The organism is Leptospira sanjuanensis, assembly GCF_022267375.1.
In the GTDB taxonomy this organism is placed as follows: Bacteria; Spirochaetota; Leptospiria; order Leptospirales; family Leptospiraceae; genus Leptospira; species Leptospira sanjuanensis.
In genome coordinates, this window is the sequence record NZ_JAIZBH010000001.1 from 100,606 (window position 1) to 127,140 (window position 26,535).

General features: G+C 43.8%; 24 protein-coding genes, 1 tRNA gene and 1 pseudogene. 16 read left to right on the forward strand and 10 right to left on the reverse strand.

The genetic code is table 11. From position 1 onward, the window contains the following. Window positions 1-7 precede the first annotated feature (7 nt). The 3 genes from LFX17_RS00485 (at window position 8) to LFX17_RS00495 (ending at window position 4,127) form a co-directional block, all read left to right on the forward strand. Window positions 8-2,182, forward strand: coding sequence for an MASE1 domain-containing protein (locus tag LFX17_RS00485; protein WP_238744595.1), 2,175 nt, complete (start codon window positions 8-10; stop codon window positions 2,180-2,182). Window positions 2,183-2,233: 51 nt separating this feature from the next. Continuing rightward, on the forward strand, window positions 2,234-2,845 hold the full coding sequence (locus tag LFX17_RS00490) for a TetR/AcrR family transcriptional regulator (protein WP_238744596.1): 612 nt from the start codon (window positions 2,234-2,236) through the stop codon (window positions 2,843-2,845). A gap of 367 nt (window positions 2,846-3,212) precedes the next feature. Continuing rightward, on the forward strand, window positions 3,213-4,127 hold the full coding sequence (locus LFX17_RS00495; RefSeq protein ID WP_238744597.1) for a hypothetical protein: 915 nt from the start codon (window positions 3,213-3,215) through the stop codon (window positions 4,125-4,127). Here the strand turns inward: LFX17_RS00495 and LFX17_RS00500 are convergent. Both LFX17_RS00500 and prfA read right to left on the reverse strand, forming a co-directional pair. Continuing rightward, entirely contained in the window at window positions 4,124-5,626 is a 1,503-nt protein-coding gene (locus LFX17_RS00500) for an aminotransferase class I/II-fold pyridoxal phosphate-dependent enzyme (RefSeq protein ID WP_135778933.1), read from the reverse strand. The two genes, LFX17_RS00495 and LFX17_RS00500, sit on opposite strands and share 4 nt — an antisense overlap. A gap of 61 nt (window positions 5,627-5,687) precedes the next feature. Continuing rightward, the gene (gene prfA, locus LFX17_RS00505) at window positions 5,688-6,752 is read right to left on the reverse strand and encodes a peptide chain release factor 1 (RefSeq protein WP_118964682.1); all 1,065 of its coding nucleotides are present in this window, start codon (window positions 6,750-6,752) and stop codon (window positions 5,688-5,690) included. 40 nt (window positions 6,753-6,792) lie between these two features. On the opposite strand from prfA, the gene LFX17_RS00510 reads away from it, so the two are divergent. Both LFX17_RS00510 and LFX17_RS00515 read left to right on the forward strand, forming a co-directional pair. Further along, entirely contained in the window at window positions 6,793-7,398 is a 606-nt protein-coding gene (locus LFX17_RS00510; RefSeq protein WP_238744598.1) for a hypothetical protein, read from the forward strand. A 26-nt stretch (window positions 7,399-7,424) separates the two neighbouring features. Beyond that, the gene (locus tag LFX17_RS00515; protein WP_238744599.1) at window positions 7,425-8,552 is read left to right on the forward strand and encodes a TolB-like translocation protein; all 1,128 of its coding nucleotides are present in this window, start codon (window positions 7,425-7,427) and stop codon (window positions 8,550-8,552) included. A gap of 114 nt (window positions 8,553-8,666) precedes the next feature. Here LFX17_RS00515 and LFX17_RS00520 read toward each other — a convergent pair whose 3' ends face one another. The 4 genes and pseudogenes from LFX17_RS00520 to LFX17_RS00535 all read right to left on the reverse strand — a co-directional run bounded on the left by LFX17_RS00520 (window position 8,667) and on the right by LFX17_RS00535 (window position 11,636). Then, complete coding sequence (locus tag LFX17_RS00520; RefSeq protein ID WP_238744600.1) at window positions 8,667-9,722, reverse strand: carbon-nitrogen hydrolase family protein; 1,056 nt, start codon at window positions 9,720-9,722, stop codon at window positions 8,667-8,669. A gap of 11 nt (window positions 9,723-9,733) precedes the next feature. Then, window positions 9,734-10,168: an NUDIX hydrolase gene (locus LFX17_RS00525; RefSeq protein WP_238728365.1), complete on the reverse strand. Its 435-nt coding sequence runs from the start codon at window positions 10,166-10,168 to the stop codon at window positions 9,734-9,736. Window positions 10,169-10,281: 113 nt separating this feature from the next. Then, window positions 10,282-10,947, reverse strand: a complete 666-nt coding sequence (locus LFX17_RS00530) for a rhomboid family intramembrane serine protease (RefSeq protein WP_238744601.1) — start codon at window positions 10,945-10,947, stop codon at window positions 10,282-10,284. Continuing rightward, window positions 10,925-11,636: pseudogene (locus tag LFX17_RS00535) on the reverse strand (TetR/AcrR family transcriptional regulator). Before LFX17_RS00535 ends, LFX17_RS00530 begins: the two are co-directional and overlap by 23 nt. 352 nt (window positions 11,637-11,988) lie before the next feature. On the opposite strand from LFX17_RS00535, the gene LFX17_RS00540 reads away from it, so the two are divergent. Then, complete coding sequence (locus tag LFX17_RS00540; protein ID WP_238744602.1) at window positions 11,989-12,594, forward strand: LA_3696 family protein; 606 nt, start codon at window positions 11,989-11,991, stop codon at window positions 12,592-12,594. 179 nt (window positions 12,595-12,773) lie between these two features. Here the strand turns inward: LFX17_RS00540 and LFX17_RS00545 are convergent. Continuing rightward, a tRNA-Leu gene (locus tag LFX17_RS00545) sits at window positions 12,774-12,857 on the reverse strand. 117 nt (window positions 12,858-12,974) lie between these two features. Here LFX17_RS00545 and hisB point away from each other — a divergent pair. The 7 genes from hisB (at window position 12,975) to LFX17_RS00580 (ending at window position 20,066) form a co-directional block, all read left to right on the forward strand. Next, window positions 12,975-13,556, forward strand: a complete 582-nt coding sequence (gene hisB / locus LFX17_RS00550) for an imidazoleglycerol-phosphate dehydratase HisB (protein WP_135778927.1) — start codon at window positions 12,975-12,977, stop codon at window positions 13,554-13,556. Then, complete coding sequence (hisH, locus tag LFX17_RS00555) at window positions 13,553-14,185, forward strand: imidazole glycerol phosphate synthase subunit HisH (protein WP_118964685.1); 633 nt, start codon at window positions 13,553-13,555, stop codon at window positions 14,183-14,185. The genes hisB and hisH overlap by 4 nt, the downstream gene beginning before the upstream one ends. Further along, on the forward strand, window positions 14,182-14,907 hold the full coding sequence (gene hisA, locus LFX17_RS00560; protein ID WP_118954407.1) for a 1-(5-phosphoribosyl)-5-[(5-phosphoribosylamino)methylideneamino]imidazole-4-carboxamide isomerase: 726 nt from the start codon (window positions 14,182-14,184) through the stop codon (window positions 14,905-14,907). Before hisH ends, hisA begins: the two co-directional genes overlap by 4 nt. 89 nt (window positions 14,908-14,996) lie before the next feature. Further along, window positions 14,997-16,217 (forward strand): vitamin K epoxide reductase/DsbA family protein, encoded by a 1,221-nt coding sequence (locus tag LFX17_RS00565; RefSeq protein WP_135778926.1) that lies wholly within the window; start codon window positions 14,997-14,999, stop codon window positions 16,215-16,217. Window positions 16,218-16,235: 18 nt separating this feature from the next. After that, window positions 16,236-16,760 (forward strand): zinc ribbon domain-containing protein, encoded by a 525-nt coding sequence (locus tag LFX17_RS00570; protein ID WP_135778925.1) that lies wholly within the window; start codon window positions 16,236-16,238, stop codon window positions 16,758-16,760. 6 nt (window positions 16,761-16,766) lie between these two features. After that, window positions 16,767-18,173 (forward strand): PP2C family protein-serine/threonine phosphatase, encoded by a 1,407-nt coding sequence (locus LFX17_RS00575; protein ID WP_218739553.1) that lies wholly within the window; start codon window positions 16,767-16,769, stop codon window positions 18,171-18,173. Between the two features lie 75 nt (window positions 18,174-18,248). Beyond that, the gene (locus LFX17_RS00580) at window positions 18,249-20,066 is read left to right on the forward strand and encodes a DUF885 domain-containing protein (RefSeq protein WP_238744603.1); all 1,818 of its coding nucleotides are present in this window, start codon (window positions 18,249-18,251) and stop codon (window positions 20,064-20,066) included. Window positions 20,067-20,073: 7 nt separating this feature from the next. Here LFX17_RS00580 and thiD read toward each other — a convergent pair whose 3' ends face one another. From thiD to LFX17_RS00595, 3 genes are read right to left on the reverse strand one after another with little or no spacing between them, the layout of a single operon-like run. Next, a complete protein-coding gene (gene thiD / locus LFX17_RS00585) occupies window positions 20,074-20,883 on the reverse strand; it encodes a bifunctional hydroxymethylpyrimidine kinase/phosphomethylpyrimidine kinase (protein ID WP_238747610.1) in 810 nt (269 codons plus the stop codon). Between the two features lie 44 nt (window positions 20,884-20,927). Continuing rightward, window positions 20,928-21,341 (reverse strand): MGMT family protein, encoded by a 414-nt coding sequence (locus tag LFX17_RS00590; protein WP_240009027.1) that lies wholly within the window; start codon window positions 21,339-21,341, stop codon window positions 20,928-20,930. Window positions 21,342-21,343: 2 nt separating this feature from the next. Beyond that, window positions 21,344-23,161: an ATP-binding protein gene (locus tag LFX17_RS00595; RefSeq protein ID WP_238744604.1), complete on the reverse strand. Its 1,818-nt coding sequence runs from the start codon at window positions 23,159-23,161 to the stop codon at window positions 21,344-21,346. Between the two features lie 18 nt (window positions 23,162-23,179). On the opposite strand from LFX17_RS00595, the gene rsgA reads away from it, so the two are divergent. The 3 genes from rsgA (at window position 23,180) to LFX17_RS00610 (ending at window position 26,506) form a co-directional block, all read left to right on the forward strand. Continuing rightward, window positions 23,180-24,136, forward strand: a complete 957-nt coding sequence (rsgA, locus tag LFX17_RS00600; protein WP_238728376.1) for a ribosome small subunit-dependent GTPase A — start codon at window positions 23,180-23,182, stop codon at window positions 24,134-24,136. Then, complete coding sequence (locus LFX17_RS00605; protein WP_238728377.1) at window positions 24,133-25,443, forward strand: hypothetical protein; 1,311 nt, start codon at window positions 24,133-24,135, stop codon at window positions 25,441-25,443. The genes rsgA and LFX17_RS00605 overlap by 4 nt, the downstream gene beginning before the upstream one ends. Before the next feature lie 133 nt (window positions 25,444-25,576). Further along, window positions 25,577-26,506: a FecR family protein gene (locus tag LFX17_RS00610; RefSeq protein ID WP_118964693.1), complete on the forward strand. Its 930-nt coding sequence runs from the start codon at window positions 25,577-25,579 to the stop codon at window positions 26,504-26,506. Window positions 26,507-26,535 lie beyond the last annotated feature (29 nt).

Genomic DNA, 26,535 nt, shown 5'->3' on the forward strand with positions numbered 1-26,535 from the left:
GATGATTTTGTCTCTTCGTTTCAAAGAAATAATAAGAATCTCCGGAATCGTTTTTATATCCGGGTTTATTTATTATATTCTCGCGCAGATCGGAAGAAACACCGCGATTCATCCCGGTTACGCTTCCGCGATATGGCCCGCTTCCGGTGCCGCGCTCGGACTTACGATTCTATTCGGAAATTACGCGATCATCGGAGTTTTTTTCGCATCCTTCTTTTCCAATTCGGGAACGGATCTTTTCTCGGGGATCTGGATGGATCCCGGAAAGAATTTATATCTCAGTTTTGTGATCGGGCTTTTCTCGGCTCTTCAATGTTACGCGGGAAAAGTCGTTCTTTCGCTGAAAATTCCAGGATGTAGAATTTCCGAAAAGACCCAATACGTTTTTCTTTTTATCGCTTTGGAAGCGATCGTATGTACGATCAGCTGTACCGGTTCCGTAACTTTCATGTATCTTTTGGGAGAAATCGATTTCTCCTTGGTTCGTCAAAGTTGGCTGACATGGTGGGCGGGCGACACGCTCGGCGTTTACATCGGCGCTCCCTTTGTCCTTTTTTGGTTTCGAGGCGCGTATAAAATTCCGCGTTGGACCGAATTTTTGGAATCGATCGCGCTTCTTCTTTTGATCGTATTTTTTTCCCTCGCCTCTTTCGATTTGGTAACTCCGATCGTTTCCATCAGTTATCCTCTCGGTTATATTTTAATTCCGTTGATCTTATGGTCCGCGTTTCGATTGGGAGAAAGGCCGAGCAGTTTGGCGGTGGTTCTTTCTTCGATCATCGCGATCTTAGGAACGATTTCAGGTTCTCCTCAGTTTTATGCCGAATCGATGAACGCTTCTTACATTCTTTTACAATTCTTCGTGGCCGTGTTGTCCATAACGAGTCTTCTCGTTGCAAGTATGGTGAATGAAAGAAAGGATGCGGAGAATCAGCTCCGCGTTTCTCATCAGAGTCTGGAAGACAAGGTAAAAGCAAGAACGCACGAACTTCTTCGTTCCAACGAAATTCTTAGAGAAGAAATTCACGAGAAAAACGACGCGAGGGCCGCGCTGGAAAAAAGTCAGATCCGCTATATGGGTTTGTTCGAACATCTTCCGGTTGCGATCATAGAAGCGGATTATTCCCAGCTCAAAAAAGTTTTGGACGGTTTACCCGAAGATATTCACGGAGATTCGTTTACGGATTACGTCGAAACGCATCCCGATTTTGTCCAGCTCTGTTTCGATTCGATTCAAGTCGTCGGGGTCAATCAGGAGACCGTCAATCTACTTCGTGTCGAATCCAAGGATGCGGTTTATAAAAATTGGAAACGGTTCTTCAGTCAGGATAATTTCAAAGTATTCAGAAGAGTTTTAAGAAAGATCAGGGAAGAATCCTATTTTTACGAAGTCGAAGTGGGTTTCCGCGTCCAAGATGGAACGAGACTGGATATTAAAATTCGTTGGTCAGTTCCTCCCGGGTTCGAATCGTCTCTTTCAAGCGTAATCGTGACGCTATTGGATTTTACGGATATTAAATCCGTGGAAAGGAAACTTCATCTTTCCCTGGAAGAAAAGGAAGTGATGCTGAAGGAAATTCATCACAGGGTAAAAAACAATCTCCAGGTGATTTCTTCCTTGTTGTCGATGCAATCGGATTATGTTCAGGATAAACAAAGTCTTTCCGTATTTATGGAAAGTCAGAACCGACTCCGAACGATGTCTATGATTCACGAAGAATTGTATCAATCGGAGAATCTAGGAAAGATTCAATATTCCGTATATATCGAAAAACTATTGAACCAGCTCTTTCAGGTTTACGGAAAATCCGATTTGGTCGAATTGATAACCGAACTGGAAACGTTGGACATCAGCGTAAACCGTGCGATTCCGATCGGATTGATCATCAACGAGCTCGTTTCCAATTCTTTAAAGTACGCGTTTCCGGAGGTGGAGAATTCTTCCGAAAAACCGGAGCTTAGAATTTCTCTCGCTAAAGTGGAGGAAAATCTGGAGATGCAGATCGAAGACAACGGAATCGGAATGCCTTCCGGTTTCGACTTAGAGGATTCCAATTCGCTCGGTTTAAAACTCGTGTATATCCTGGTGCGACAACTCAAAGGGAAAATCGATTTTTCATCGGATTCGAAACAAGGCACACGCTTTAAGATTCACATTCCTCTTACCGTCGATCTTGTCTGAAGAATCTTCCGGTTTACAAAAAAACTCCGAAACAAAACATTCTCCCCGAAGATGAAAAAGGAAGAAAAGATCCAGGCGCGCCGAGAGGAAATCTTAGACGCCGCCCTCGACATTTTTTCGGCGAAAGGATTTCACGCCGCGGGGATCGCGGATATCGCGGGTAAGTTGGACATCGGTCACGGAACCTGTTATCGTTATTTTAAGAATAAGTTGGATATCCTACATGCGCTTTTGGATCGAGTGCAGAACGGGTTGTCCGAAGTGATTTCCCGACAAAGTCCCGACAAATCCAATTCGTTGGAAGAATACCGTTCTCAAATCGCAGAAATCGGAGTCGGGCTTTTCGAACTTTTTGGAAAAGACACTCGCATCGGTCAGATTTTCTTTTTTGAAACGCAGGGGATCGACGAAACGGTGACCGTCAAGATTCGAAAGATTTACGAACTTTCCGCGCGCGTTACCGAGCTTTATTTGATCAACGGTGTGAAGAAGGGCTTTTTACGAAAGAATCTAGATACGGATGTCGCATCGAAAGCGATCAATTCCATGATGTTTGAAGGAATCCGCCAATCGATTTCCCACAAATCCGATCGAGACTATGCGATTCGCTGGATGAAAGCCGTTCCCGATCTGATGTTAGATGGGATGAGGGAAAACCAGTGATTGGTTTCAAGTTAGAATTCTGCGTATTGTCGGAACTTATGGTTTTTAGAAACGTCCAGAAGTGGGTTTGTTTTTAATTTGGCAGTTCTGAAGAGAATTTCCGTTTCTCTTTTGAAAAGTATGAGTTCCTACATTCTTTCAGAATTAAACTAGAATTTACGGATTTTCGACCCGAAGAAGATCTTCATACTCGTTTTGCCCTTTCGGAGCCGTTGAACATCACCATAATAAATTTATGTCTCTTACGGTGGAAATTTCAACGGATTCATCGGAATTTGAAATCGAAGGAGTTCCCACATTTTTTACTTGAAAAAACTGAATGATATATCATTCTAAATTTAGATTAAAGAAATCAGGAGAATTGAAAATGGTACAAGTTGACGTTTTCTGGGCCTACGGGTTGGGTGCAGGGTTTGCAATGGCGGCTTCCCGTCAGATTAAAAAAATTCAGTCGGGAGATTCCCTCGGTTCGGCTTCTTTGAAAGAGATAAAACCGAAGAGTTCCGACGAAAAGACTCCTTTTTGGAAGACAACATACTTTCTCATCAACGTGTTGTTTCTCTCGTTGGTTTTCGGACCTTCGGGTTTATATCTTGTTTGGCAGTTTACGAGTTGGGAAACCATGCAGGCCTTGGACAAGTCGATGCCGGGTTGGCTCGTGACGTTATTCGGCTTTACGAACGTGTCACAGGGAATTCTTGCGTTTTGGGTCGTTTGGAAATTGCTCGAAAAATCCAAAGCTTTTTACGGTTTTTTACAGGTTATGCTCGGTTACTTCGGAATGTTTTTTATCCTCGTTCACGGTTGGGATGGAGAAGGGTATAAACGATTTTTTTCAGCAACCAGAGAAGAATATCTCAACGATTGGACTTGGGGCACCGCACTTGCCTGGTTAACATCCGACGTCGCAATCACGCTGTATGTCATGGGAATCGTAATGATTCCGATTATGATTTCGATCCTATCCAACTGGATTGAAGAAGGTCTTGAAATCCGCGACGTTACCCTCGGGCAGGAAACCAAGGAAGCCAAAGGAAGCGTAGTCGCGAGAATTCTTTACTTTTTAGGTTCGGTGTTTATCGGCGCGCTCGGACTTGCAATCGTCTGCAGTCTGTTGATTCACGCGCTTGGTTGGACGTTCGGAACGATTCTTTCTTTGGGAGTTCTTTATATATTAGGAATCTCTAAATATGGAATTTTGTTCGCCTTTTACAAGGGAATCTTCCATTTAAAAGGAAACTCTTCCTCAGCATCGGGAGTAATCGCCGGAGCAAGAGCTTAAGCTTCGAACGCTTTTTCGTATTCCTGAATCAAAAGATCCGGGTCTTCGGTTCCAACGGAGATTCGGATCAGGTTCGGATCGAGTCCGTTTTCCTTCAGAAATTTTCTTCCTTCTTCCTGAGTCACCAGCTCGTAATGCGCGAGATAAACGTAGAGCATATTAAGAGTGAACTCGGTTCCGAAACTCGGTCCTTTTAGCAACGCGAGTCGATCGTAAAATTTTTCCAAAGGAACCGCGAGTTCGATCGATAAAACGCCGGATTGAATTCCGGGAATTCTCGTAATCTTTTCAAAATTTGCGGAAGAATCGGCGGAGCCGGTCCAGAATACGTTTCGGATTCCAGGATGTTTTGAAAAATACGCGGCGAGTTTTTTCACATTCTCGCTGATCTTTAATACACGTTCTTCATAATCCTTGATTTCATACGCAAGACGTTCGCAGTCCCGAATATACGGTTCTTCGATCAATTCTTTGCAGATCGGAAAAATTTCCGAAAACCATTTCGAATCTTGATTGAATACGACCGAACCCATCATGAGATCTCCGTTTCCGCAAGCGAACTTGGTTAAACTTTCCACGATCACATCGACATACGGAAGTACGTCGATCACCGCGGACCCGGCGACGGAAATATCCGCGATCAAAGGAATTTCATATCGGTCCACGATGGATTTTAATTTTTCATAATCGGGAACCAACAAAAGCGGATTGGTCGGACATTCGGTGATGATTCCGGCGACTTGTTGCGAATTCCGTTTAAGAAATTGTTCCAAGTCTTGAAGATCCGTGGCGTTGTGAATCACGTACGAATCTTTCGTATATTTTTCCAAGATTCGAATGTTGTCCACATACAACCAACCGAGACGAATCCAAATCGTTTTTTCTTTTTTTCTTTGAACGCGATCGAACGCTTCGAACGCCGTATAGACCCCGTTCATTCCCGACATGGAAAGTAAAATCGGAGGATTCGCATTTCCGTAAAAAGAGGAAAGCTTTGAAAGAATTTTTGCAACGGGAGAATCCTTCTCCGCTTTTTCACGGAAAACTTCCTGCAAGATTCCTTTTTTTAATAAGAAGTCTTCCGCCATTCTCGAAGACGCAAGACATCCCGTATGCTGTATGAAGGAAAGAATTTCCTTTTCCAAATCCTTGAGATTCGGAATTACCAAGGTAAAGATTCCGTCGTCTTCAAGGATTTCGTATTTTTCTATGGAGAACTTTTCTACGATTGCGTTTGCCGCTTTTTTGGAAGAGACGATGAACTGAGGAGTGGAGACGTTTTTTACTTCCCGGTTGTAATCTAAAATTCTCGCGATATAAGAATGCGCCACAAACCTCGGATAACCGGATTTCAATCGGGAAAGCGTTTCGGTTCTTTTTTCTTCGTAACCGATTACGTCCGCCAACTGTGGAAGACTTACGGAAACCGCGTGAATGTTTTCAAACGGAATTCGTTCTCCGCACAAGGTCCGGTGGGGTTCGTTGATTTCTTTTAACATCTCTATGATTCCAGTCGTCAATCGGTTCGGGATTTTTCAACCCGGATTCGATTGAAATTCTTCAATGAGTTTGCGTTTCCGAAATTTTACGCGCTCTGTCTTCTTCGGTCAGGGCTCCGATCAATTCGTCCAGTTCCCCTTCCATGATCGCGGAAAGATTATGGCTCGTAAATCCGATCCGATGATCGGTGCATCGTCCTTGCGGAAAGTTATAGGTTCGTACTCGTTCGGAACGATCTCCGCTTCCCACCATCTGTTTCTTGATCGCATCGGATGCCTGTTTTTTATCTTCGGCTTGTTTTTCGAGAATTCTCGCGCTCAAAATCCGAAGAGCCTTGGCTTTGTTTTTATGCTGTGATTTTTCATCCTGACAAGCGACCACAACCCCAGTCGGAATGTGAGTGATTCGAACCGCGGAATCCGTCGTGTTTACGTGCTGACCGCCCGCACCCGAGGATCGATAGACGTCGATGCGAAGATCGTTTTCGTTGATTTCGATTTCTTCTTCGTCGGCTTCGGGAAGAACCGCAACCGTGACGGCGCTTGTGTGAATTCGTCCCCCGGACTCGGTGCTCGGAATTCTTTGAACTCGGTGCGTACCGCCTTCGAATTTAAAAAGATCGTAAGCGCGATCGTCTTCGAGTGCGAAAATAATTTCTTTCAAACCGCCGATTCCCGTAGGCGATGAATCGATGACTTCGGTTTTGATTTTTTGTTTGTCCGCGAATTTGGAATACATTCGGAAAAGATCGGCCACGAACAAACCGGCTTCTTCTCCTCCGGTTCCGGCGCGGATCTCCACAAGAATATTCTTTCCCGAATTCGGATCGGGAGGTAAGAGAAGAATTTCGAGTTCCTTTTCCAATTCTTCCAGTTTTTCACCCGCCTGACGGATTTCTTCCTTGAGCATGGAATGCATTTCTTCGTCCTTTTCGGACTGGATCAATTCTTCGGCGTCTTTTCTATCCTGATGGATTTTCAGATATTCTTCCACTTTGAGATAAAGAGGAGTGAGCCTGGATCTTTCTTTGTACAGATTCTTTAACGCGGAAGGATCTTTCGCGAGATTCAACTCTTCGCTGATTCGAAGGTATTTTTCTTGTATTTTTTCAAGTCTATCTATCATTGAATGAACTCGACCTTTCCTTTGTAAATCAACGCACTCTATGGAAAACCATATTTCCGTCGCAGAAGCTTTTTCTGAAAAATTCTTATCGCTACTGACAGACCTTCGAGGTTATCGGAGTCCGTTCGGTAAAACCGTGGGTGATCCTTCCGATTTCGTTCAGGAATGCGTTCAAAAAGCTTCGATCCGAGCCGGGGCGATCAGCGCAGGGCTTTCGATTCCGAAACGACATCTCGGCTACCTGACTTTGTTACCCGAAATGATCTTATTCTATAGAATCCAAGGTCATCTTGTAAAAGACATCGCCGCTCTTTACGGAAAGGAATCTCAAGTTTCTCCCGAAATAATGAGTTATTGCATCTTTCCGGATAAGAATCACGCCTTGATTCGTTCGATCGTCCGAGACGCCGGAAGCCGCGTATTAGTTAGACCCGCTTCTTTGGAAATTCTTCGTTCGATTGGGTTTCACCTCGGTTGGAAGTTGTTCCGTAAAAACGGAAATTCCTCCTCCAAGTATGCTTGGCTTCCGTATATCGGCGCGATCTTAAACGGAGGAATTTCGTTTCTGGATACGAAAACGACGGGAAGAAGGGCATCCGAACTCTTTCAAAAGGAATTGGAATTTACGAGCCGAATCGCAGAATAGGCTTGTAAGAACTTTTTAACTATATTATGAAAATTGAATTTATTGCGAAGAATACGATCCTGGTTTTAGTTGTTATCTTTTTTTTCAATCTCTGCAAAAGCAGTCACGAAACTTTTATCGAAGAGATTCAGGAACTCGTAGAACAGGAAAAATACGAAAAGGCTTCCGAAAGGCTGAAAGAAAAACTTCAGTCGCCTAAAGACCGGGATGAGATTCTTTCTTCGGAAGCTCCCGATTCGGCGCGTATCATCGAATTTTCAAGCGATCGTTTGAAACTCGTTTGGACCGAGGACCAGAAAATTTACTTTCAGGATCTTGCCACGGGAGAAACCAATTCCCGCAGCTTGGATCAAACTCCTTCGAACCTTTCTCTTTCACAAAACGCAAACTATGCGCTTGTCGAATATACGATGCAGGCTTCGGGAGGTTGCAGATACGTCGCGATCTCCTTAAAAGATTCGAGTCTTTCCTACGAAGCCGGCGCGCAGGTTTCGTGCAAAAGCAGAGGTTCGATTTTGCCGGACGGTTCCAAAATTTATTACTTCGTCGACGACAATCTTTACGAAGAAAAAACCGTGGAACCGAGAAAGCCCGTTCTCGTTTTAAACAAGGAAAAAATCGTATCACCGTTTCCTAATTTAAAAACGAGATTTCTCATGTATCCCTCCGGAAATTCTTTTCTGATCTTTTCCGGAAACGCGGGCGCCTACAACTTATACTGGTTTCATCCTTCTCAAAAAACGGCGGAGAAGATCGATAAGGATATTTTGAGCCCGATCCTGTATTATGGAAACGGAGAAAGCGCGTATTATGTGGGCGGTGAAATCGGAAAACTGCATCTCCGAAGAATCAACTTTTCCTCAAAAGGAAAACCTTCCATTACGAAACTTTTTACCGTAAGTCGTAAGGAAATCAATCCTTGGAAACTTTCCAAAAAGAACGAGTTTCTTTCCGGATATTCGGGGAAGGTTCATCTTTGGGGTCCGGCAAAAAAAAGTCAGAATCTTCCGATTCTTTGTGAACGCGCTTATTTAACCGGAGACGATCGGATCGTTTGCGAAAACGAACCCGGACAACTGCTTCTCAGCAAGCTGGACTTTCAACCGGAAGACTGGAGTATTTGGAAACTCTACGAAGAAGTTCGCAGTAAATGACGGATCGATTTCTCGTTAATCGCAAATCAAGATCGATGTTCGGATCGGTTTATAGGAATCACGGAATCGGTCGGCGCGGCTTCGTTTTTACACCGCGCCACTTCGTTTAACAATTTAGAGGAACAAATTTAAAATCAGAGGTTCTCGGCTATTTACGGCGGGGGTCGAAACGCCGTATCTGGTTTTGATATAACTTCCTCCTCCGTAATTCTGATCTAAAAACGAACCGGAAGGAATCATACGAACCGTCGATTCGATATTGGATTTAACCGCCCATTCTTTCAGTTCCGCTTCGGAGGAATCTTCTCCGATCGCGATCACTCTGGATACGAACGTCTTTTTCACTTTCTCTTGAAATTCGGGATTCTTAAAATCTTCCAGATAAAAGATTCCGAATCTTGCGAACGGAAATTGGAAAACGGCCAACGGTCTTTCGGCGGTTTCGTTTGCCGCGGAACTTTCCGTTGACTTCAATTTTTCCAACTTCTTCTTCCAAGCTTCCGAAGGAGTTCTTACAAAAATCGTGTCTTTGAGAGTGATCGATTTGCTCGGATCGAAAATATAAACCGCTTCTTTCCAGGTTGTTTGTAATGCGTTGTCCGCATTGTCGGATTCGGAATTTGCAATCGGCAAAAGAATCGAACCGGGCAAAATATAAACTCCGTAGGTTCGGGAGAGATTGGAAAAAATTCTCAAGTAGGTAGCGGCGGCTTCTTTATAAGGATCCGATTTTTTTCCGGAGTTCAAACCGATCGCGCTTTTAAAGAGGTTCTCCCATTGAATCAAACGGAAGGCTTCTTCCAACGAAGATTGTTTGAAGATTTCCTGACGGGAATTTAAAAAATACAAAAAACTTCCGGTATGAGCCGGATAAACGACGAGCGTATTCTTTTTTAAAAGTCCTTTTTGTTTCGCCTGTTTGAGAGGACTTTCCACCGATTTTAAAAATCGTTCTTCGGAAGAAAAATCTTCCAGTTTCCATTCGGGTTGAATGACGAGAATGTTTCCGGCGTTTCGATCGTAACCGCTCGCGAGAATTTGATATTCTTTATTAGGAAAGGAATTGTATTGTTCGGAAGAAACCGGTTTTCCCGAAAAGATATAAGCGATTCCGAAAAAAATCGGAATCAAGATCAACGAGGTAATTGCGTTTTTCCAAAAAGGAGTCATATTCTATTTTTCTAATGCACTAAAGATGCATATTCCTTAAGATACAGATTTACGGCGTCGAGCATGTATTCCGTAAAAAGCGGACTCGGCTCGTAAGTGCGGACGTTTTCCCAGGCGATGTAATCGTGTTCGTCGGAAAGAACGATTTCTCCTCCGAGAAAATCCGCGTGATACGCGATGATGATGCAGGGAAAATTTCCTTCGTTGACTCTATGTTTGTGAACGAACAACGGTTTCGGGGAGACTTCGATTTGAACCTTCGAACCTAATTCTTCCTCGATCTCGCGTTCCATACTGAGGTTCCAGTCTTGGAAGAATTCGTCTTCGTTCATTCTTCCGCCCGGAAGATCTCCCAAGCCGGATTTACGGTCGCGGAGAATGAGAAGTTCGTCCCCTTTTCTAAGAAACAGTTTTTGAGTGATTTGAAAAAAGCCGTGTTTGCTCAAGGGATGATTCGTTCTCCGAGTTTCCTACAGGGGCTTATATTTTTGGCGGGCTGACAATCATTTTTATCTTTGTTTGTTCTTCAAAGTCGAGTCGGCCGTTATCAGATGAACCGTTATCGATTGGTATAAAAGAACGCCAAGATCAGAGTAAGAATGATGAAAATCAGGTTGAGAATAAATCCGGAATGGAGCTGTTTCCGCTCCGTCGGTTTTAGAAAATAAGCGGCGAAGATCACGGAGATAAAACCGCCTAAGTGCGCCCAACGTGCAATTCCATCGTCCGAAAATACGTTTGTAATATCGGAATAGACCATGATCCAAGCGACGAGAAAGACCGGGAAAGGAATATTCTTTCCGTTGAATCGAAGCGAGAAGGGAGAAAGCAAAGCGGCGACGGCGGCGATGCCAGAAATCGCACCCGACGCGCCGACTACGGGAGTCGAGTCATGGAGAATGACTCCTCGAATGAACGAGTCCAACAAAGATGAAATCAATGCCGCCATAAAAAAGAACAACAGCCATCTTCCCTTACCCGCTTTGAACTCCACGGCTCTCCCGAGAAAGAAAAGATAAAACATATTTCCGAATAAGTGTATTAGATTTCCGTGATAGAATACCGCGCCGATCCATGCGATCGGATGGATTCTTCCGGGATGATTGAGAAAATAAAGCCGGATCAGATGTTCGGGTACGAAAATGTTCACGAGAAAAAAAATCGCAACATTCAAAAAAACGAAAAAAGTCGTAAGAGGAAATTCAAAAAGGAGAATTCGAATCAAAGTGTTTCCTGTCCTTCGGGAAAATATCGGGTAAGATAGGATTTAAGAATAATCTTCAGTTCGATGATCATTCGATTTGAAAATTCCTTATCTTTTTGTTCGCGAATCCAGCGATTGAGGATTGCATCCGTAACTTCGACGACGATTCTTGAGATGATTTTATTTTCGGCTGGTTCGACGTTGAACTGGGAAAGAATCATCGAAACATTTTCCGCAATCTTAATGTTGTTTTCGCGGTCGATTTCGATCAGCTCTGGGTCTTGTTTCATGGAAGACCAAAGAGGAGCGAAACCGGGTTCGGTAAGATAAAAGTTCGCAAAAGAATCGATCACTGAGTCGATCAAATCTTCCCAGGATTTTCCGGAGAGATCGGATTCAAAAATCGCGGAAAGCATTAGGTTGACTCGTTCCAAATGCCTTTGTCCGACCGCGTTGAGTACGGCGTGTTTGTTCGGAAAGTATTGATACAACGATCCGATGGGAATTTCCGCTTCGAGTGCGATCATATTCGTGGTGATCGCTTCCGCTCCGTGTCTTTCTAAGAGAACGGCGACTACGTCCAAAATTTTCTGAACTCGATCAATGGATCGTTTCTGAGACGGTTCTTTTCTCGGGTTCAGAAGAGACGGATCTTTCCCTGTTTCGCTATTTATAACTTTCTTAGCTTTGACTGTTTTCTTTGAAATCAATTCCGATCTCCGTCCCAAAGAGGATCTGTCTCCATTTATGGATTTCGTTGGATAAATTCAAGAAAAGTTATTCATGGAAACATGAATTGTTTTGAGATTCCGATTCGATTGAAATTGAAATTCATTCTAAAATTTGAAAACGTTTTCATCTTCGAATTCGATTGAATTCTCCCATTACGTTTCTCGAAAATCCCCTTTGGTTCTTGTAATTTCGCAGTTTAAAAAAAAATCGGCTATCTCGATCGAATCGGAACGAATTTTTCCGAGATTCATGCCGGTTTTCGTACGCTCCAGAACCGTTGAAGGGGAAAGAAAAATGCGCTTGAATTCGAATGAAGAGGAAGGATAAATTATGATGTCGGATTTGGTTCATAAAATTCCACCTCGATTAGAAGAGATTCTCGGGTCGGATGGAAAGGAACAATTTTTGGTTTTTTTAAACGAGGCATTCATGATCTCCAAAAACCTGATCTTAGAAGCGGGACATCAGCGTTTTGAAACGACTTTGAAATCCGAAATATCGAAAATCGAAGTTATGATGGAGACGTTTAAAACGAACTTTTCCGGAAACTTGGAGCGGCTTCAACATAATGTGGATCTGAAGATCGTAAAAATTCACGGAGAAATTTCCGAACTTCGTGCGGAACTGAAAGTCAATGTGAACGAACTTCATTCTAAGATTTTATTCGTTCAACACAAGTTGGAAATGGACGTCGCTGAACTTCGACAAGAGATGGGAGAATTTCGGATGGAACTGAAAGATGAAATTGCCGTTCTTCGAACCGAACTAAAAACCGATATGGCTAATCTTCGTGCAGAATGGAAATCGGATCTTCTGGAAGTGCAAAAATCAATCGTCGACATTCACAGAGCGATCGCATTTCAGACGCGCTGGATCCTCGCGGGAATGGTCGGTGTCGCAACTCTTTCGGCGGCGATCGGAAAGTTGATTCATTGATTTGCCGAAGAAGGGACTCGCCCCTTCACAGTCTCGCATCCTGCTCGACTTGGCTCCGGGGCGTCTCGAACTTGCCTCAGCACATCGTGTGCTTCGGTCGCGTTTTTCGCTTTTTACGAAAGCTCAAACGCTTTCAAGTTCTCGCTTCGAGTCCTTGTTTGATTGTTGATTATAATTTTTGCCGAAGAAGGGACTCGAACCCCCACGACCTTGCGATCGCTGGCACCTGAAGCCAGTGCGTCTACCAATTCCGCCACTTCGGCGAGGTGGAATGCAGTGAGAAACTGCTCTTACAATTTCGGGAGACTCGGGTTTTCCGTCATCCATTATTTTGGAATTCATTGACACGGAGGTCGTTCCGATTCTATGATCCAGTTAGAATGAAAGCAGAAAGAAAAACGTCCGAAACAGAGATCAAATTGGAGATGAATCTCCGCGGAACCGGTAAGTATCAATTCGATACCGAGATCCCTTTTTTCGAGCACATGCTTTCACATATTTCCAAACACGGTTTGATCGATTTGAATCTCTGGTTGAGAGGGGACATCGAGATCGATTGCCACCACTCGGTCGAAGACACCGCCATCTTAATGGGATCAACCATCCATAAACAACTCGGCGATAAGGCGGGGATTTTTCGTTACGGACATTTTACTCTGACGATGGACGAGGTTTTAACGACCGTTGCAGTTGATTTAGGAGGCCGTTACTTTTTTAAATACACTGGCCCCGAGTTGACCGGAAAGTTCGGAATCTATGACGCGGAACTTTCTCTGGAGTTTTTACAAAAGCTCGCATTGAACGCGAAGATGAATCTCCACGTGGTCGTTCATTACGGTGATAACAGACATCATATTCACGAATCTATCTTTAAGGCTTTGGGTAAGGCGTTACGAATGGCGATCGCACAAGACGCGTCGGCCGCGGGCACGATTCCATCCACGAAAGGAGTGTTGGAGTGATCGCCATTCTCGATTACGGAATGGGAAACATTCATTCCTGCATCAAAGCCGTTTCGCTTTATACGAATGATTACGTTTTTACGAATGATCGTTCTGTCATTGAAAATTCAAAAGCTCTAATATTGCCGGGCGACGGTCACTTTGATAAAGCTATGGAGAATTTGAATTCCACAGGTCTTCGCGAAACGATCGACAAACACGTGAACGCGGGAAAACCTCTTTTCGGAATCTGCATCGGCTTTCAGATTCTTTTCGAATCTTCCGAAGAGACGGCGCAAGGTACGAAAAAAGAACAGATCGAAGGTCTGGGCTACATCAAAGGAAAGATCAAAAAGTTTCAAGGCAAAGACTTTAAGGTTCCTCATATCGGATGGAACCGTCTTCAAATCCGCAGAAAGGAGAAGAGCGTTCTTTTAAAAGGAATCCAAGATCAATCCTTCTTTTACTTTATTCATTCTTACAGACCGACGGACGCGGAAGGAAACGCGATCACCGGTCTTTGCGATTACTATCAGGAAAAATTTCCCGCGGTAGTCGAAAAAAATAATATTTTCGGGACTCAGTTCCACCCCGAAAAGTCTCATACTCATGGACTTAAACTTTTGGAGAATTTCATTCATTCCGTATGATCATCATTCCCGCCATCGATCTATTAGATAATTGTGCCGTTCGTCTTTTCAAAGGAAATTACGAAGAAAAGAAAATCTATTCCTCAGAACCTTGGAAACTCGCAGAAGGTTTTGCAAAGAACGGCGCGACCTTGCTTCACTTGGTCGATCTGAACGGAGCCAGAAATCAACTCGGTATCAACGAGCTTTCCATTCTGAAAATACGTGAAACGACTTCGCTCAAAGTGCAGTTAGGCGGAGGAATCCGCGACAAGGAAAAACTCGCTTATTACGATAAAATCGGAATCGATCGTTTTATTTTGGGAACGGCCGCGGTGACCGACCCGGATCTTTTGAAATACGCTTTGGATCAATACGGAAAAGATAGAGTCGTCGTAGCGGTGGACGCGCGCGACGGGATCGTAAAGATCGCGGGATGGGAAAAAGATTCCGGCGTTCATTACCGAGATCTAATGGAACGTCTTGCAAAGGCGGGTATCGAACACGTGGTCTTTACGGACATCGCTCAGGACGGAACTCTGGCAGGGCCGAATTTGGAAGCCTATCGAGAGATTTTAAATTCTTATCCGTTTCAAGTGATCGCTTCCGGAGGAATCTCCTCCTTAAAGGATCTTATGGATCTTTCCTCGCTTGATACGAAGATTCCTTTGTTCGGTGTGATTACCGGCAAGGCGTTGTACGAAGGAAAGCTGGATCTTGCGGAAGCGATCTCTTCCATCTAAGGAAACCGAATTCGAAATTAGTTTTTTCTTTTCATCTGAAAAGGAACCATACATAAAGGTAAATCGATCTTAAAGGATCGGGGAAACTCATGAGCCAACTTTCTAAAAATAAAATATCCATCATTCTTTCCGCATTAGGACTGCTTCTTTCGTTTTTATTGATTCAAAAATATTACGGAGATCCGAGCTCCGTCGGCGAAACTCTTTGCAACGCTTTGAGCGAATCCGGTTCCTGCGACAAGGTTTCCGAAAGTTCTTATTCCGCGATCCGGAACGTTCCCGGTTTAGGCGATATTCCGATCGCTTTGTTCGGCTTTGTATTTTACGGTTTCGTAGGTTTCCTTTTCGTATTATCAGAAATCAAAAAAGAAACGGCCGAATCCAATCTCAGACTCGCGTTTTACGTTTTGGTTCTCGGTTTGGTTGCGGATGCCGGATTGTTCATTATTTCGGTCGGAGTGATCAAAGCGTTATGCGGTCTTTGTGTCGCAACATACGTGGTTACGATCGCGCTTCTCGCCGTGAACTTTTCCGAGTTTAAAAAACTTTCCGATAAATCGATTCAATCGGTTACGAATTCATTAAACGGAAATATATTGAATCTTTTGATCGTGGTTCTTTCCTTTTTCGTCTTCGGCCTTTATGCAGGGAGAATTTCCACAGGCGGTGTGAGATTGGTTTCGGGCGCTGCAAACGGAGAAAAATCCATTCCCGAGCAGTTGAAGGAATTTGAAACCACGGCGACCGTTTCGATCGATCTGAAGGATGCTCCTGTCGTCGGCGATCCGAACGCGCCGATTACGATCGTAAAATATGCTGATTTTAACTGCGGTCATTGTATGCACACGAGCAAGATTTTGAAATCATTCCTGAGTGAATACAACGGAATTATCAAAGTCGCTTATAAGAATTTTCCGTTGGACGGAAACTGCAATCGTCTCGTGGGAAGGAAATCCCCCGAAGCGAGTTCCTGCGTTGCTGCGAGCGCCGCGCTTTGTGCGAATCAACAGAACAAATTTTATCCGGTCTACACAGGGTTATACGATGATAACGAAGCCGGTGTGATGCATACGGCCGTAACCGTGAGCCGCCTTGCGGAAAAGAACGGATTGAAAATGGATCAGTTCCGCGCCTGTATGAGTTCTTCCAAGATTAGAGATCAGATCAATCGGGAAGTGGACGAGGCGGAACAATTGAAGATCAATTCCACTCCGACTTTGTTCATCAACAACAAACCTCTTCCGAAGAGCGGAACACCGGACGTAGACTTTTTACACCAACTGATCAATCAGCTGATTAAACAAAGCTGACGTTAATATCGTTCGAACATGGAGACGGATAAACGATTCTGCAGAAACTGCGGCACTCATATTTTAGCCGAGTCCGTTCAGTGCGTCTTCTGCGGATCGTTTCAGACTCCCGGTTCGGTTCCTTGGTATCGATACGTTTCCGAAAGTAAATTCTTTCGGACAAAGCTGCTTTATCCTATTTTTCCCGTTCTGGGTTTGCTTTTACCGGTACTTCATTTCTTTTTTTGGCTTGGAAAGATTCCCTTTTCCGTTTCGATATTATTCTTTATATGGACGTTGATCTTTTCGATTTCGGGTTGGATCGGGGAATTGATCTTGGACTTGAAATTTCGCGGAGACGTAAAGGACTTCAAGGAAGGATTTATAGAATGGCAAAAACATCTCTATGATCGTTCTCCGTATCTTTCGTATTTCGGCATGATCCTTTTCGTAGCGACGCCATTGATTCAATGGCAGAATTCCCTTTGGTTCTCCATGGCTTCCGCGAGCATCTGGACCTTATTGATTTCCTTTATTTCCCTAATCATCATTCCGCTAATTTAGAAATTTATGAATTTCTCAAATTTAAAAAGAACGCTCCGGCTTCCGGTCACGTTGAACTGGATTTTCGGGGGAATTTTCGTATCCGTATTATTCTCGATTCTGAAATTTTTCGATACGGAAGGATTGGAAAAGGTTTCTTATTTCGAACTCACGCTTCTTGTCGTATTAAATATTGCGGCAGCGCTTCCTTTGAATTATCAGCTCGCGCGAGGAAAATGGAATCTTCAGAGATGGATGAAGTTTTCGTTTTATTGCTGGTATGTTCCGATGTTGCTTTGCAACGCATGGCTGACCGTTCAAGTTCCCGATTTTTTAGTCGTAATGATTACGACGCTTTACGCGGGTTATCTCGCTTCCTTCGGAGTAATGGAACGAAGATATTTTATCTTCGGAGCTTTGATCTACGCGTTCGCTCTGTTCGTTTTTTATTTTACCGGAATCGCGGGAACTTCTCCCGTACGTCTGAGCGATCGGACCTTGGTGATCTTTTTTATCGTCTTCGTAGTAACGGTATTGTTATACTTTTATTGGATGAGCGAGGCCTCCGGATTTTTAAAGACACAAACTTCGACCGTTCAAAAACTTTTGCGCGAATCCAGAAAGGATAAACGAAAACTTTCGGAGGAAAGAAGGACGATCGAAGAACTGATGGCTCAGTTGAATAAATCGTTTCACATCATCAAAAAGGATCTTTCCACCGCAAAAAGAATCCAGAAGAGTATGCTTCCTTCCGGGTATGAAGAATTCTCCGAGTTGAAAATCCGGGCCGAATACATTCCCAAGGACGAAGTCGGCGGTGATTTTTACGACGTAACCCGAACCGGTCCCGGGACATATCGTTTGTTTCTCGCGGACGCAACGGGTCACGGGGTTCAAGGCGCTTTGATCACGATGGCGATCAAGGTTGCGTACGAGTTCGTAAAACAATCCGGAAAACGTCCCGGAGAAATATTAGAAATCTTGAATGACGATTTCATTTCCAAGTTCCGATCATTGAATCTATATTACACATGTATTCTCGCGGATTTGGATTTAAACAAGGGAGTTTTGCGGTATTCGTCCGCCGGTCATCCCGAGCAAATTTTGCTGCACGATTCCGAGTTTATGCTTTTGCATAAAACGGGGAGAATGATCGGACTTTCTCCGGCTTCGATCTATAAGGACCGGATTCAAAAACTTTTACCGAGTGATCGACTTTTTTTATTTTCAGACGGTTTGTTCGAGGAGCTCAACGCTCGGAAGGAATTTTACGGAGAAGAACGACTTCAAACTTTGATCCGGGAGAATCTCGGTCGATCCGCAAAGGAAATCGTCGATCTGGTTTTGGAAGACCTCCGCGATTTCACGAAGGACAACAGTTTTCAGGACGATTTAACCGTGATCTCGATTCAAATCCCCGATACGATTCGGTAAAAAATTTCTCACTTTCGATTCACATAACGAAAATAGAATTTTCATTCTTTTCATCCTTTCGTATTTTGTTTCACTATGTCCAATCACTCCTTTCTAAAAAGAATTCTTATCGGAATTCTGATTTTACTTTCGCTCTCCTTGACGTTATTGTTTCATACGATTTTTTTTAAACCGCTCACCCTCGGCTTATTTTATGAAAAGATGTTTTGGGAATCCGTTTTGGATGATCCCGAATATCTGACTTCTCTCGGCGTTTTAAACGGATTCGGAATCAACGGCTATCAAAGAAAACTAACGGACATATCGATCGAGAAACAAAACCGTGATCTGGAAAAAGCAAAGAAGAATCTTGAAACTCTTTTGTCCTATGGCAAGGAAGGTTTGTCCGGTCAGGAGTTGCTGTCCTTTGAAATCTTGGAATGGTCTCTTCGATTAAAAGTTTCGGGAGAACGGTTTTTATTCCATGATTATCCGGCCAATCAGTTGTTCGGCGTTCAAAGCCAGCTTCCTACATTCTTGGCAACCCAACATCCGATTCAGAATTCTCAGGACGTGGAAAATTTTATCGCGAGGCTGGACGCGGTTCCGCAAAAGATCGATCAGCTTTTGGAAGGAATTCTGTATCGCGATAAAAACGGAATTCTTCCGCCTGATTTTATTTTGGATCGTTTGATTTCCGAGGTGAAAGGTTTCACCGAAGGTCCCGCGAAGAAAAATCTTCTCTATGCGGCTTTGGAAAGAAAGATAGGGAAACTCGATTCGATTTCCAAAGAAACGAAGGATCGATATTTGAATCAAGCCGAACAGTCGATCCAATCCGGGATCTATCCGGCATATTCAAAATTACTAAATCTTTTTTTGGAACAGAAAAAACACTCCGATTCCAAAGCGGGAGTTTGGAAACTTCCCGACGGCGACTCCTATTATTCTCAGGAATTGAAAAAACATACCACCACCGATTTGCCGCCGGAAGAAATCCACAAAATCGGATTGTCCGAGGTCGCGCGGATTCAAAACGAGATGAAGACGATCTTAAAAAGTATCGGAAAGAATCAACCGATTCCGATCGCAATGGCCGAACTCAGAAAAGATCCCCGTTTTCTATTTCCCGATACGGAAGAGGGAAAACTGCAGGCATTGGAAGAATATAAGAGAATTCTAAAGGAATCCGAAGACAAAACGAAACCTCTGTTTTTGAGAATGCCTAAGAGCAAAGTCGAAGTGGAAAGGATTCCGGTCTTCAAGGAAAAGACCGCTCCGGGAGCCTATTACGACGAACCGGCGTTAGACGGTTCGCGGCCGGGAGTATTTTATGCGAATCTTCGCGATACGAAAGAAATACCGAAATTCGGAATGAACACATTGACGTATCACGAAGCGATTCCCGGACATCACCTCCAGATCGCGATCATGCAGGAATTAAAAGGACTTCCCCGTTTTAGAAACACGATCACCTTTACTGCCTATGTGGAAGGTTGGGCTTTGTATGCGGAACGTCTTGCAAAGGATTACGAATTTTTTACCGATCCTTATGCGGACTTAGGAAGGCTGCAGGCGGAGTTGTTTCGAGCGGTTCGCCTCGTGGTCGATACGGGACTTCATTACAAACGTTGGAGCCGAGAACAAGCGATCTCTTATATGATGACCAATACCGGAATGGCTCCTAAGGACGTGACCGCGGAGATCGAAAGATATATCGTTTATCCCGGGCAGGCTTGTTCGTATAAATTGGGAATGTTGAAGATTCTCGAATTAAGGGAAAAAGTTCGCGCACATCAAAAGGAAAAGTTCGACATTCAAAAATTCCATTCCGTCGTTTTGGACAGCGGTTCCTTGCCTCTTACGATTCTGGAGAATCTCGTACAAACAGAATTGTTAAACGAAACCAAATGAGTTCGTTTTAAAATCTAGGCGTATGATTTAAGGTTTTATCTTTTCCGGCGGTATAGGCTTGTTCGATGGCCGCATGAAGATATTCTTTCGCGGAACGCACCGCTTCGAATAACGTTTTACCGTGCGCGAGATAGGATGTGATCGCGGAAGAATACGTGCAACCCGTTCCGTGCGGATAAAACCCGCTGACGAACGGTTTTTCGAATTTGGAGAGAGTTTTCCCATCGTATAAAATATCGAGGGCGATTTTCTCGTTTTGCAAGTGACCGCCTTTGAGTAGCACTGGAACTTTAAATTTTTTGAATATTTCTTCCGCAAGGCCCGGCATTTCGTCGCTCTTTGAGATTTTTTTTCCGGAAAGAATCTCCGTTTCGTCAAGATTCGGAGTAATGAGATCGGAGATCGGAATCAACTTCGTTAACAGGGCTTCGATCGCTGAATCCTGTAAAAGTTTGGCGCCGCTGGTCGCGACCATTACAGGATCGATCACTAAGGAAAATATCCTTCCTTCTTTCTTTCGCGAAGTCAAAAGCGAACTCGTCCTTTCGATGATCGCCGTTGAAAACAACATCCCCGTTTTGATCGCTTGGACGGGAAAGTAATCGAGAACAGCCGCAATTTGTTTTTCCAAAAAGTCCGCATCCACTTCTAAGATGCCGGTTACGCCGGAAGGGTTCTGCGCGGTTAAACAAGTGATCGCGGATGTTCCGAAAGTATCCAATGCGGTGAATGTTTTGAGATCCGCCTGAATTCCTGCGCCGCCTCCCGAGTCCGAGCCGGCGATCGTAAGAGTTACTGGTTTGATGATATGAGTCATGGATGAATCTTCCAATTTCCGGGTCGTAAGAAACCAGGAAAATTTTATTTTCTTTTTTTCCGGGCGGTCTTGTGAGGAATCGTGTCCGGCCATCCGAAAACTTTCAAGTCTACCGTTTCCGCGGAGTTGAAACGAATTCCTTCGTCTTCGAGCATTTTCTTTTGTAAAATCGAGCGCCCCGTATCTCCTCGAAAGGAAATTTTTCCCTGGCCGTTGATCACTCTCTGCCAAGGAACTTTTTGTTCCTGACCTTTGGATAACGCGTTCAAAGCATAACCGACGGCGCGAGAGGCTCTCGGTTTTCCCAAAAGAGCCGCGATTCTTCCGTACGAAGTGACCTTGCCTCGGGGAACTTTTTTTACCAACGCATACACTTCCTTAAAAAAAGAAGTCTCAGAAGAATTTTTTTCCTCTTTCACGTTATGCGTCTTTGCTTTGAGTTTCGATTTTAAAACCATGATTACGTACGTGAGATTTCCGTTGGAACGGCTTCCGGGTTAATCGGAAGTTCCACCCGAAAAACGGTTTTACCCGGGTTGGATGTCAGGGTGATTTTTCCTTTGTGCTTTTCAACGATTCCCTTTACGATTCCAAGGCCGAGACCGGTTCCTTCTCCTTGATCCTTCGTCGTAAAGAACGGATCCCAGATCCTATCCTGGATTCTCGCTGGAATTCCGGGGCCGTCGTCTTCGATTTGAACGATCACGGCGCCGTCCGTTGGAAAAACGGAAATCTCGATTTTTCCTTTGCCTTTCATAGCCTGCACCGCGTTCTGAATCAGATTCGTCCAGACTTGATTGAGTTCGTCCGGATTACAGATGACGAGAGGAATTTCCTGAAAGTTTCGAATCACTTCGACTCCGTATTTCACTTGATTATGAAGAATAACCAACGTAGTCTCCAAACCTTCGATGATATTCGCCGGTGAAAACGTTTTGGACTGATCCAAGTGAGAATAGGACTTCAAGGCCTTTACGATCCGAACCACGTTCCGAATCGCATAACGTATGTTTTTGATATTCCGGTTGATATTCGTCGCGTTTTTGAGCATCAAGTAACCGCGATCGTCGTCTTTGAGAATGATACTGTAGATATATTTCCGTTCCTCTCCGATCTGATTCTCTATTATGAAATTTGAAAGTTCCGAAGTGAGAGCCGGACCGAAGTTCATATCTTTCATCTCTTCCTTTAGCTCGTTTTTTAAACGGAATTTTTCTCGCGAATCCAATTCCGAATTTTTTTTATCGCGAAGCAAATGAAGAAGGGCGAGTTCGAAATTCTTACGCAGCTTTCTGTTTTTCGCAAGAAGAACGATGTCGAAAATATTTCTTACGAGATAATTCATGTTTTGATCGAGATTATCCGCGGCTCCGTTGATGACGCCGGCGGGTGTGTTGATCTCGTGCGCGATTCCGGCAACCATGATCCCGAGAGAAGCCATCTTCTCGGACATGATGAGCTGCGACTGAGCGTTCTCCAATTCGCGTGTGCGACTTTTTACCTTTTCTTCCAAGGTTTCGGTCAACTCGATCAGACGTTCGTAAAAGATCGCGTTGGAAAGGGACATCACGGAAACGGAGCGGATCTCGTTGAGCTTTTCGATTTCGGAGGAGGAATATTTTTTTCGATTCTTCTTTTCTCCGAGAACGATCATACCTAAAAGACTTCGGTTTAAAATCAAAGGAACAACGAGTTCCGCTTCCGTCTTTGTAAAAAAAGATTCCGCGGATTTCGCGATCTTACTCAAACCGGGATTGGTTTCGAATTCTTTGAGATCGTAGATCTTATCGTTTTCCGTGACCCAAAGTAAAAACGGATCAAAGATAAAGAATTGAATTTCACCTTCGTCCGGAAACGGAGCGAACTTTCCCATCTCCTCCTTCCATAAAAAGATCGTTACTTTTTTTGCGGGAATGATCGTCTGAATGAATTTCAAAATCTTTTCGCACACGAGCGCGGTTAAGTTCGTGGCGATCAGATCGTTCTTAAACTGATCCAAAACGGAAAGATAACGAACGATTTCGGTGTTCGAAGACTGTAGAAACGGAAAGAGTCGTCCGAGAAATTTTCCGGAAATTCTTCTTAAAATTCGAATCGAAAGAATATAGACTATAAATCCTAAGATCACGCCGGGAAGAAGTGTTATGAGAATTCTATAGGATTCGAAAGAAAAGAAATGGAATGACTGTAAAGTTAGCACGGAGATAAGCTGAAATCCGGCTATCAAAAGAATCAGATAAACGATTGGCCCTAAGGCGTTGAGTCTTTGGGTCGACATAGAAAACGCGGTTGAATCATGTTAGAGTCGGATAAATCAGTCAAAGAATTTTTTACCATTTCCCGCGTTTACGGAGCTTACTACGAAATTTATTCTCCGGAGCGCGGAACGGTAAGAGCGTTTTTACGCGGTAAACTTAGGACCATCTCCGCGGAGGAAAGGCATCCGTTCGTTGTCGGAGATAAAATTCTCGCGGAACATTCAGCCGGCCAGGATTGGGTGATCTCCGAACGATTGGAAAGAAATTCTTTCCTGACGAGAAAGAGCCGCGAAGGCGACACGCAGGTGTTATGCGCGAATGCGGATCAGACCGCGGTTTTGGTTTCTCTTAAATCTCCCGAAACCAAGGACGGTTTTATCGATCGTTGTTTGGCGGCGGTCTTTACTTCTAAAACGCTTCCCTTAATCGTTTTTACAAAGTTGGATTTGGCCTCAAAAGAAGAGGCGGAAACACGGCTGAAATTATATCGAGATCTCGGTTATCAAACCTTGGGAATTTCCTGTTCAACCGGCGAAGGAATCCCCGAATTACGGGAATATCTTCGAGGAAAAACGACGTTTCTCGTCGGAAATTCGGGAGTTGGGAAGTCTACTTTAATCAATGTGCTGACCGAAAAGCAGGTTCAAAAGACTTCGGGGATCAGCGTATCCAAGGATAAAGGAAAGCATACGACTACGAATTCTCTTTTGCTTGTCATGGAGGACGGAACGACTTTGATCGATTCTCCCGGAATCAAGGAATGGGGGATTCTCCATCTAAAAAAAGAGGAAATCTTGGAGAGTTTTCCCGAGCTCGCGAGTCAAAAAAAGCATTGTGAAGAATCAAATTGTTGTAAATTATCTTCTCATTGTGCGATGTTATCCGCTCTTGACACTGAAATTATAACTTCGGAAAGAAAGAAAAGTCTGGAATCGATGATCGCAAGCCTTGATAACCCGCATAGAGTCACACGGAGAGATAGAATTTCAAAATGAAAGTGACCCATTCTTATCTGGAATTTGATTCCATTGAAGACCTGATCGATTTTACGAAAGAATTCGAAACGGGATCGATGATTCGTTTTCTTTCCCCGATTGAGGACAATTCGGGAAACGTTCTCGTAAAGGAAGAAGTGCAGGTAAAAGAATCAGCGCTCGCCCGTTTGAAGGACATCAAAGGACAATATACTCCGAAATTCGAAGTAAAGTTAAACAAAGAACTCGTAGAACAAATCCAGAATATTCTCGCGATCAAGATCGTAAATCAGCTCAAGACTTCGGAAATGAAATTCCTGAAATTCATGTATGAAAATACGACCTACAATTACAAAGGAATCATCCGAAATTCACTTCTTTCCAAAAAGATCGTTCTTGCTCTTTTAAAAGTATATAATCAAAACATAAACTTTTTTCGGTATATCAGCGAGTTGGGGCTTTTGACCCTCGGAATCGTCATGATCCCGGATACGATGAAATTTCGTCTTCTTCGGAGATATGCGTTTACCGCCGGAATTCTGATGGATATTCCGCGGATCAACGCGGACCGATTCACGAAACTTCCGGCCGAAGACAGCGAAAAAGTTCGCGTTGCCCATAAGTGTTCCGATATATTACAAAAATTGGATCTTGTGGAATTCAGTTATAGCGCGATTTCCAATCACATGCCGCTCGGAATGATGGATAACCCTGATAAACCGATTTCGATCGATAAGTCGGGTCAGGAAAATCCGGACGAAGCTTTTTTTGACGATATTATTTCGAACGATGGGGAGAGCGATTCGAAAGAAAACGATAAATCCCGAGAAGACGCAATTCCCGAAAAATCCTACGACTTTTTCCAAGCCCTCTTGACCGACGCTTTGAAACTGGCTCGTTATATCGCAAACGTGAGCCACAATGCGGCTGACAAGGATTATGTGATGGAAGAGTTAGTGTATTACATCGCCTATAACACTTCCAAAAAATACTTCGACGAACTTCTGGCCAATCCTCTCGTTTCGATTTTTAAAGAATTCGAAGTCAACGTAAAACGAATGAGGAAGATCGCGGAAGTGGAGATGAAATGTGTGTATCCTCCGTCCGCATGGGCGTATCCGAAGCCGAAATCCAGTCAGGTTCTCTGCAAAAATAAGGTTTGGGGTTGCCCGAACATCGTTATGGGTTGGGACATTCACGTAATTACGGCGCAAGAAGCGTTCGGTTGGGTGGGAACGAGTCTTCCGATCGATAATTATCCGAAATGTAAGTTGGAAGAGGAATTGGATTCGATTCACGTTGAACCGGAAAATCCGAAGAAAACCTGAATTATCCTTCGATTCAGGGCATTTTTTATGGAAATTAGTTTTATCTGTGGTATAACTAATTCTGAATTCTTGCAATTTTTTTCTTGTAAGCCTGTTGTCTAGAATGCAATCTTTTTAAAGTTCGGGGGTTAATATGAATCGTTCTCTATGGATTGCGGTGACGTGCGTATTTTTTACGTTATCCATCGCTTGTAGCACTAATAAATCGTCCGGTACGGACCAAGTAAAAACGGAATCCGATACCGCAGCGGCGAGAATCGTCTGGGTTCTTGGCGACGTGAAAATTCTTTCCGATGCCGGTGAGAAAAAAGCGGAACTCGGAACCGCACTCGCTTCCACCGATCGCGTTGTAACCGGATCTAACGGCGGAGCGGAGATCATGGTTGCGGACAGCGGTATTATTAAGATGTCCAAAAATTCCGACATCGAAATTTCCACTCTGATGAATCCGAACGGATCGGATACAAACGTTCAAGTGAACTACGGAAAAATCGTGACCATGGTTAAAAAAGGTCAGAAAAGCACCGAGTTTACCGTTTCTACTCCGACCGCACTTGCAGGTGTTAGAGGAACTTCTTTCTTAACTTCCGTAGAAAGTCCTGAAGGATCCAAAATCAACTGTGCGAAAGAAAATTGTACCGTTCGTTTTGCCGTGATCGAAGGAACAATCGCGGTTTCTAAAAAAGGAGAATCGTCCGAAGTCATTCTTAGCAAGAATCGCGAACTTAGAATCGAGAAGAATCAAAAACTTACGGACAAGTTGATTCGTTCTCTTCAAAAAGATTCTTTGACCGAAATGAAGGAATTGATCGTTCTTCATAAAAACGAAACCTTCGAATACGGAAAACTCGTGGAAGAACTGAAATCTTCCAGCGAAGAACTCAAAATATTGAGTCAATCCGGTTCCGTCGAGGAGGCGAAAGCCGAACTTCAAAAGCGTGAAGCGAATCGCAACAACGCCGATGAAGTGACAAAGACAGCTAAGGCAGTCAATGAAACCAAATACGTTCAACAAGACGTACAAAAGGAAAAGCTGAAATTAAATCCGAAAGAAACTTTCTAAGTTTCAGCCAACCCTGAACACCGCATAAA

Bases quoted from the DNA above. Each gene is read 5' to 3' on its own strand.
- LFX17_RS00490 (WP_238744596.1), top strand. From the start codon at position 2,234: ATGAAAAAGGAAGAAAAGATCCAGGCGCGCCGAGAGGAAATCTTAGAC.
- LFX17_RS00495 (WP_238744597.1), top strand. From the start codon at position 3,213: ATGGTACAAGTTGACGTTTTCTGGGCCTACGGGTTGGGTGCAGGGTTT.
- LFX17_RS00500 (WP_135778933.1), bottom strand. From the start codon at position 5,626: ATGTTAAAAGAAATCAACGAACCCCACCGGACCTTGTGCGGAGAACGA.
- prfA (WP_118964682.1), bottom strand. From the start codon at position 6,752: ATGATAGATAGACTTGAAAAAATACAAGAAAAATACCTTCGAATCAGC.
- LFX17_RS00510 (WP_238744598.1), top strand. From the start codon at position 6,793: ATGGAAAACCATATTTCCGTCGCAGAAGCTTTTTCTGAAAAATTCTTA.
- LFX17_RS00515 (WP_238744599.1), top strand. From the start codon at position 7,425: ATGAAAATTGAATTTATTGCGAAGAATACGATCCTGGTTTTAGTTGTT.
- LFX17_RS00520 (WP_238744600.1), bottom strand. From the start codon at position 9,722: ATGACTCCTTTTTGGAAAAACGCAATTACCTCGTTGATCTTGATTCCG.
- LFX17_RS00540 (WP_238744602.1), top strand. From the start codon at position 11,989: ATGATGTCGGATTTGGTTCATAAAATTCCACCTCGATTAGAAGAGATT.
- hisB (WP_135778927.1), top strand. From the start codon at position 12,975: ATGAAAGCAGAAAGAAAAACGTCCGAAACAGAGATCAAATTGGAGATG.
- hisA (WP_118954407.1), top strand. From the start codon at position 14,182: ATGATCATCATTCCCGCCATCGATCTATTAGATAATTGTGCCGTTCGT.
- LFX17_RS00565 (WP_135778926.1), top strand. From the start codon at position 14,997: ATGAGCCAACTTTCTAAAAATAAAATATCCATCATTCTTTCCGCATTA.
- LFX17_RS00570 (WP_135778925.1), top strand. From the start codon at position 16,236: ATGGAGACGGATAAACGATTCTGCAGAAACTGCGGCACTCATATTTTA.
- LFX17_RS00575 (WP_218739553.1), top strand. From the start codon at position 16,767: ATGAATTTCTCAAATTTAAAAAGAACGCTCCGGCTTCCGGTCACGTTG.
- LFX17_RS00580 (WP_238744603.1), top strand. From the start codon at position 18,249: ATGTCCAATCACTCCTTTCTAAAAAGAATTCTTATCGGAATTCTGATT.
- thiD (WP_238747610.1), bottom strand. From the start codon at position 20,883: ATGACTCATATCATCAAACCAGTAACTCTTACGATCGCCGGCTCGGAC.
- LFX17_RS00590 (WP_240009027.1), bottom strand. From the start codon at position 21,341: ATGGTTTTAAAATCGAAACTCAAAGCAAAGACGCATAACGTGAAAGAG.
- LFX17_RS00595 (WP_238744604.1), bottom strand. From the start codon at position 23,161: ATGTCGACCCAAAGACTCAACGCCTTAGGGCCAATCGTTTATCTGATT.
- rsgA (WP_238728376.1), top strand. From the start codon at position 23,180: ATGTTAGAGTCGGATAAATCAGTCAAAGAATTTTTTACCATTTCCCGC.
- LFX17_RS00605 (WP_238728377.1), top strand. From the start codon at position 24,133: ATGAAAGTGACCCATTCTTATCTGGAATTTGATTCCATTGAAGACCTG.
- LFX17_RS00610 (WP_118964693.1), top strand. From the start codon at position 25,577: ATGAATCGTTCTCTATGGATTGCGGTGACGTGCGTATTTTTTACGTTA.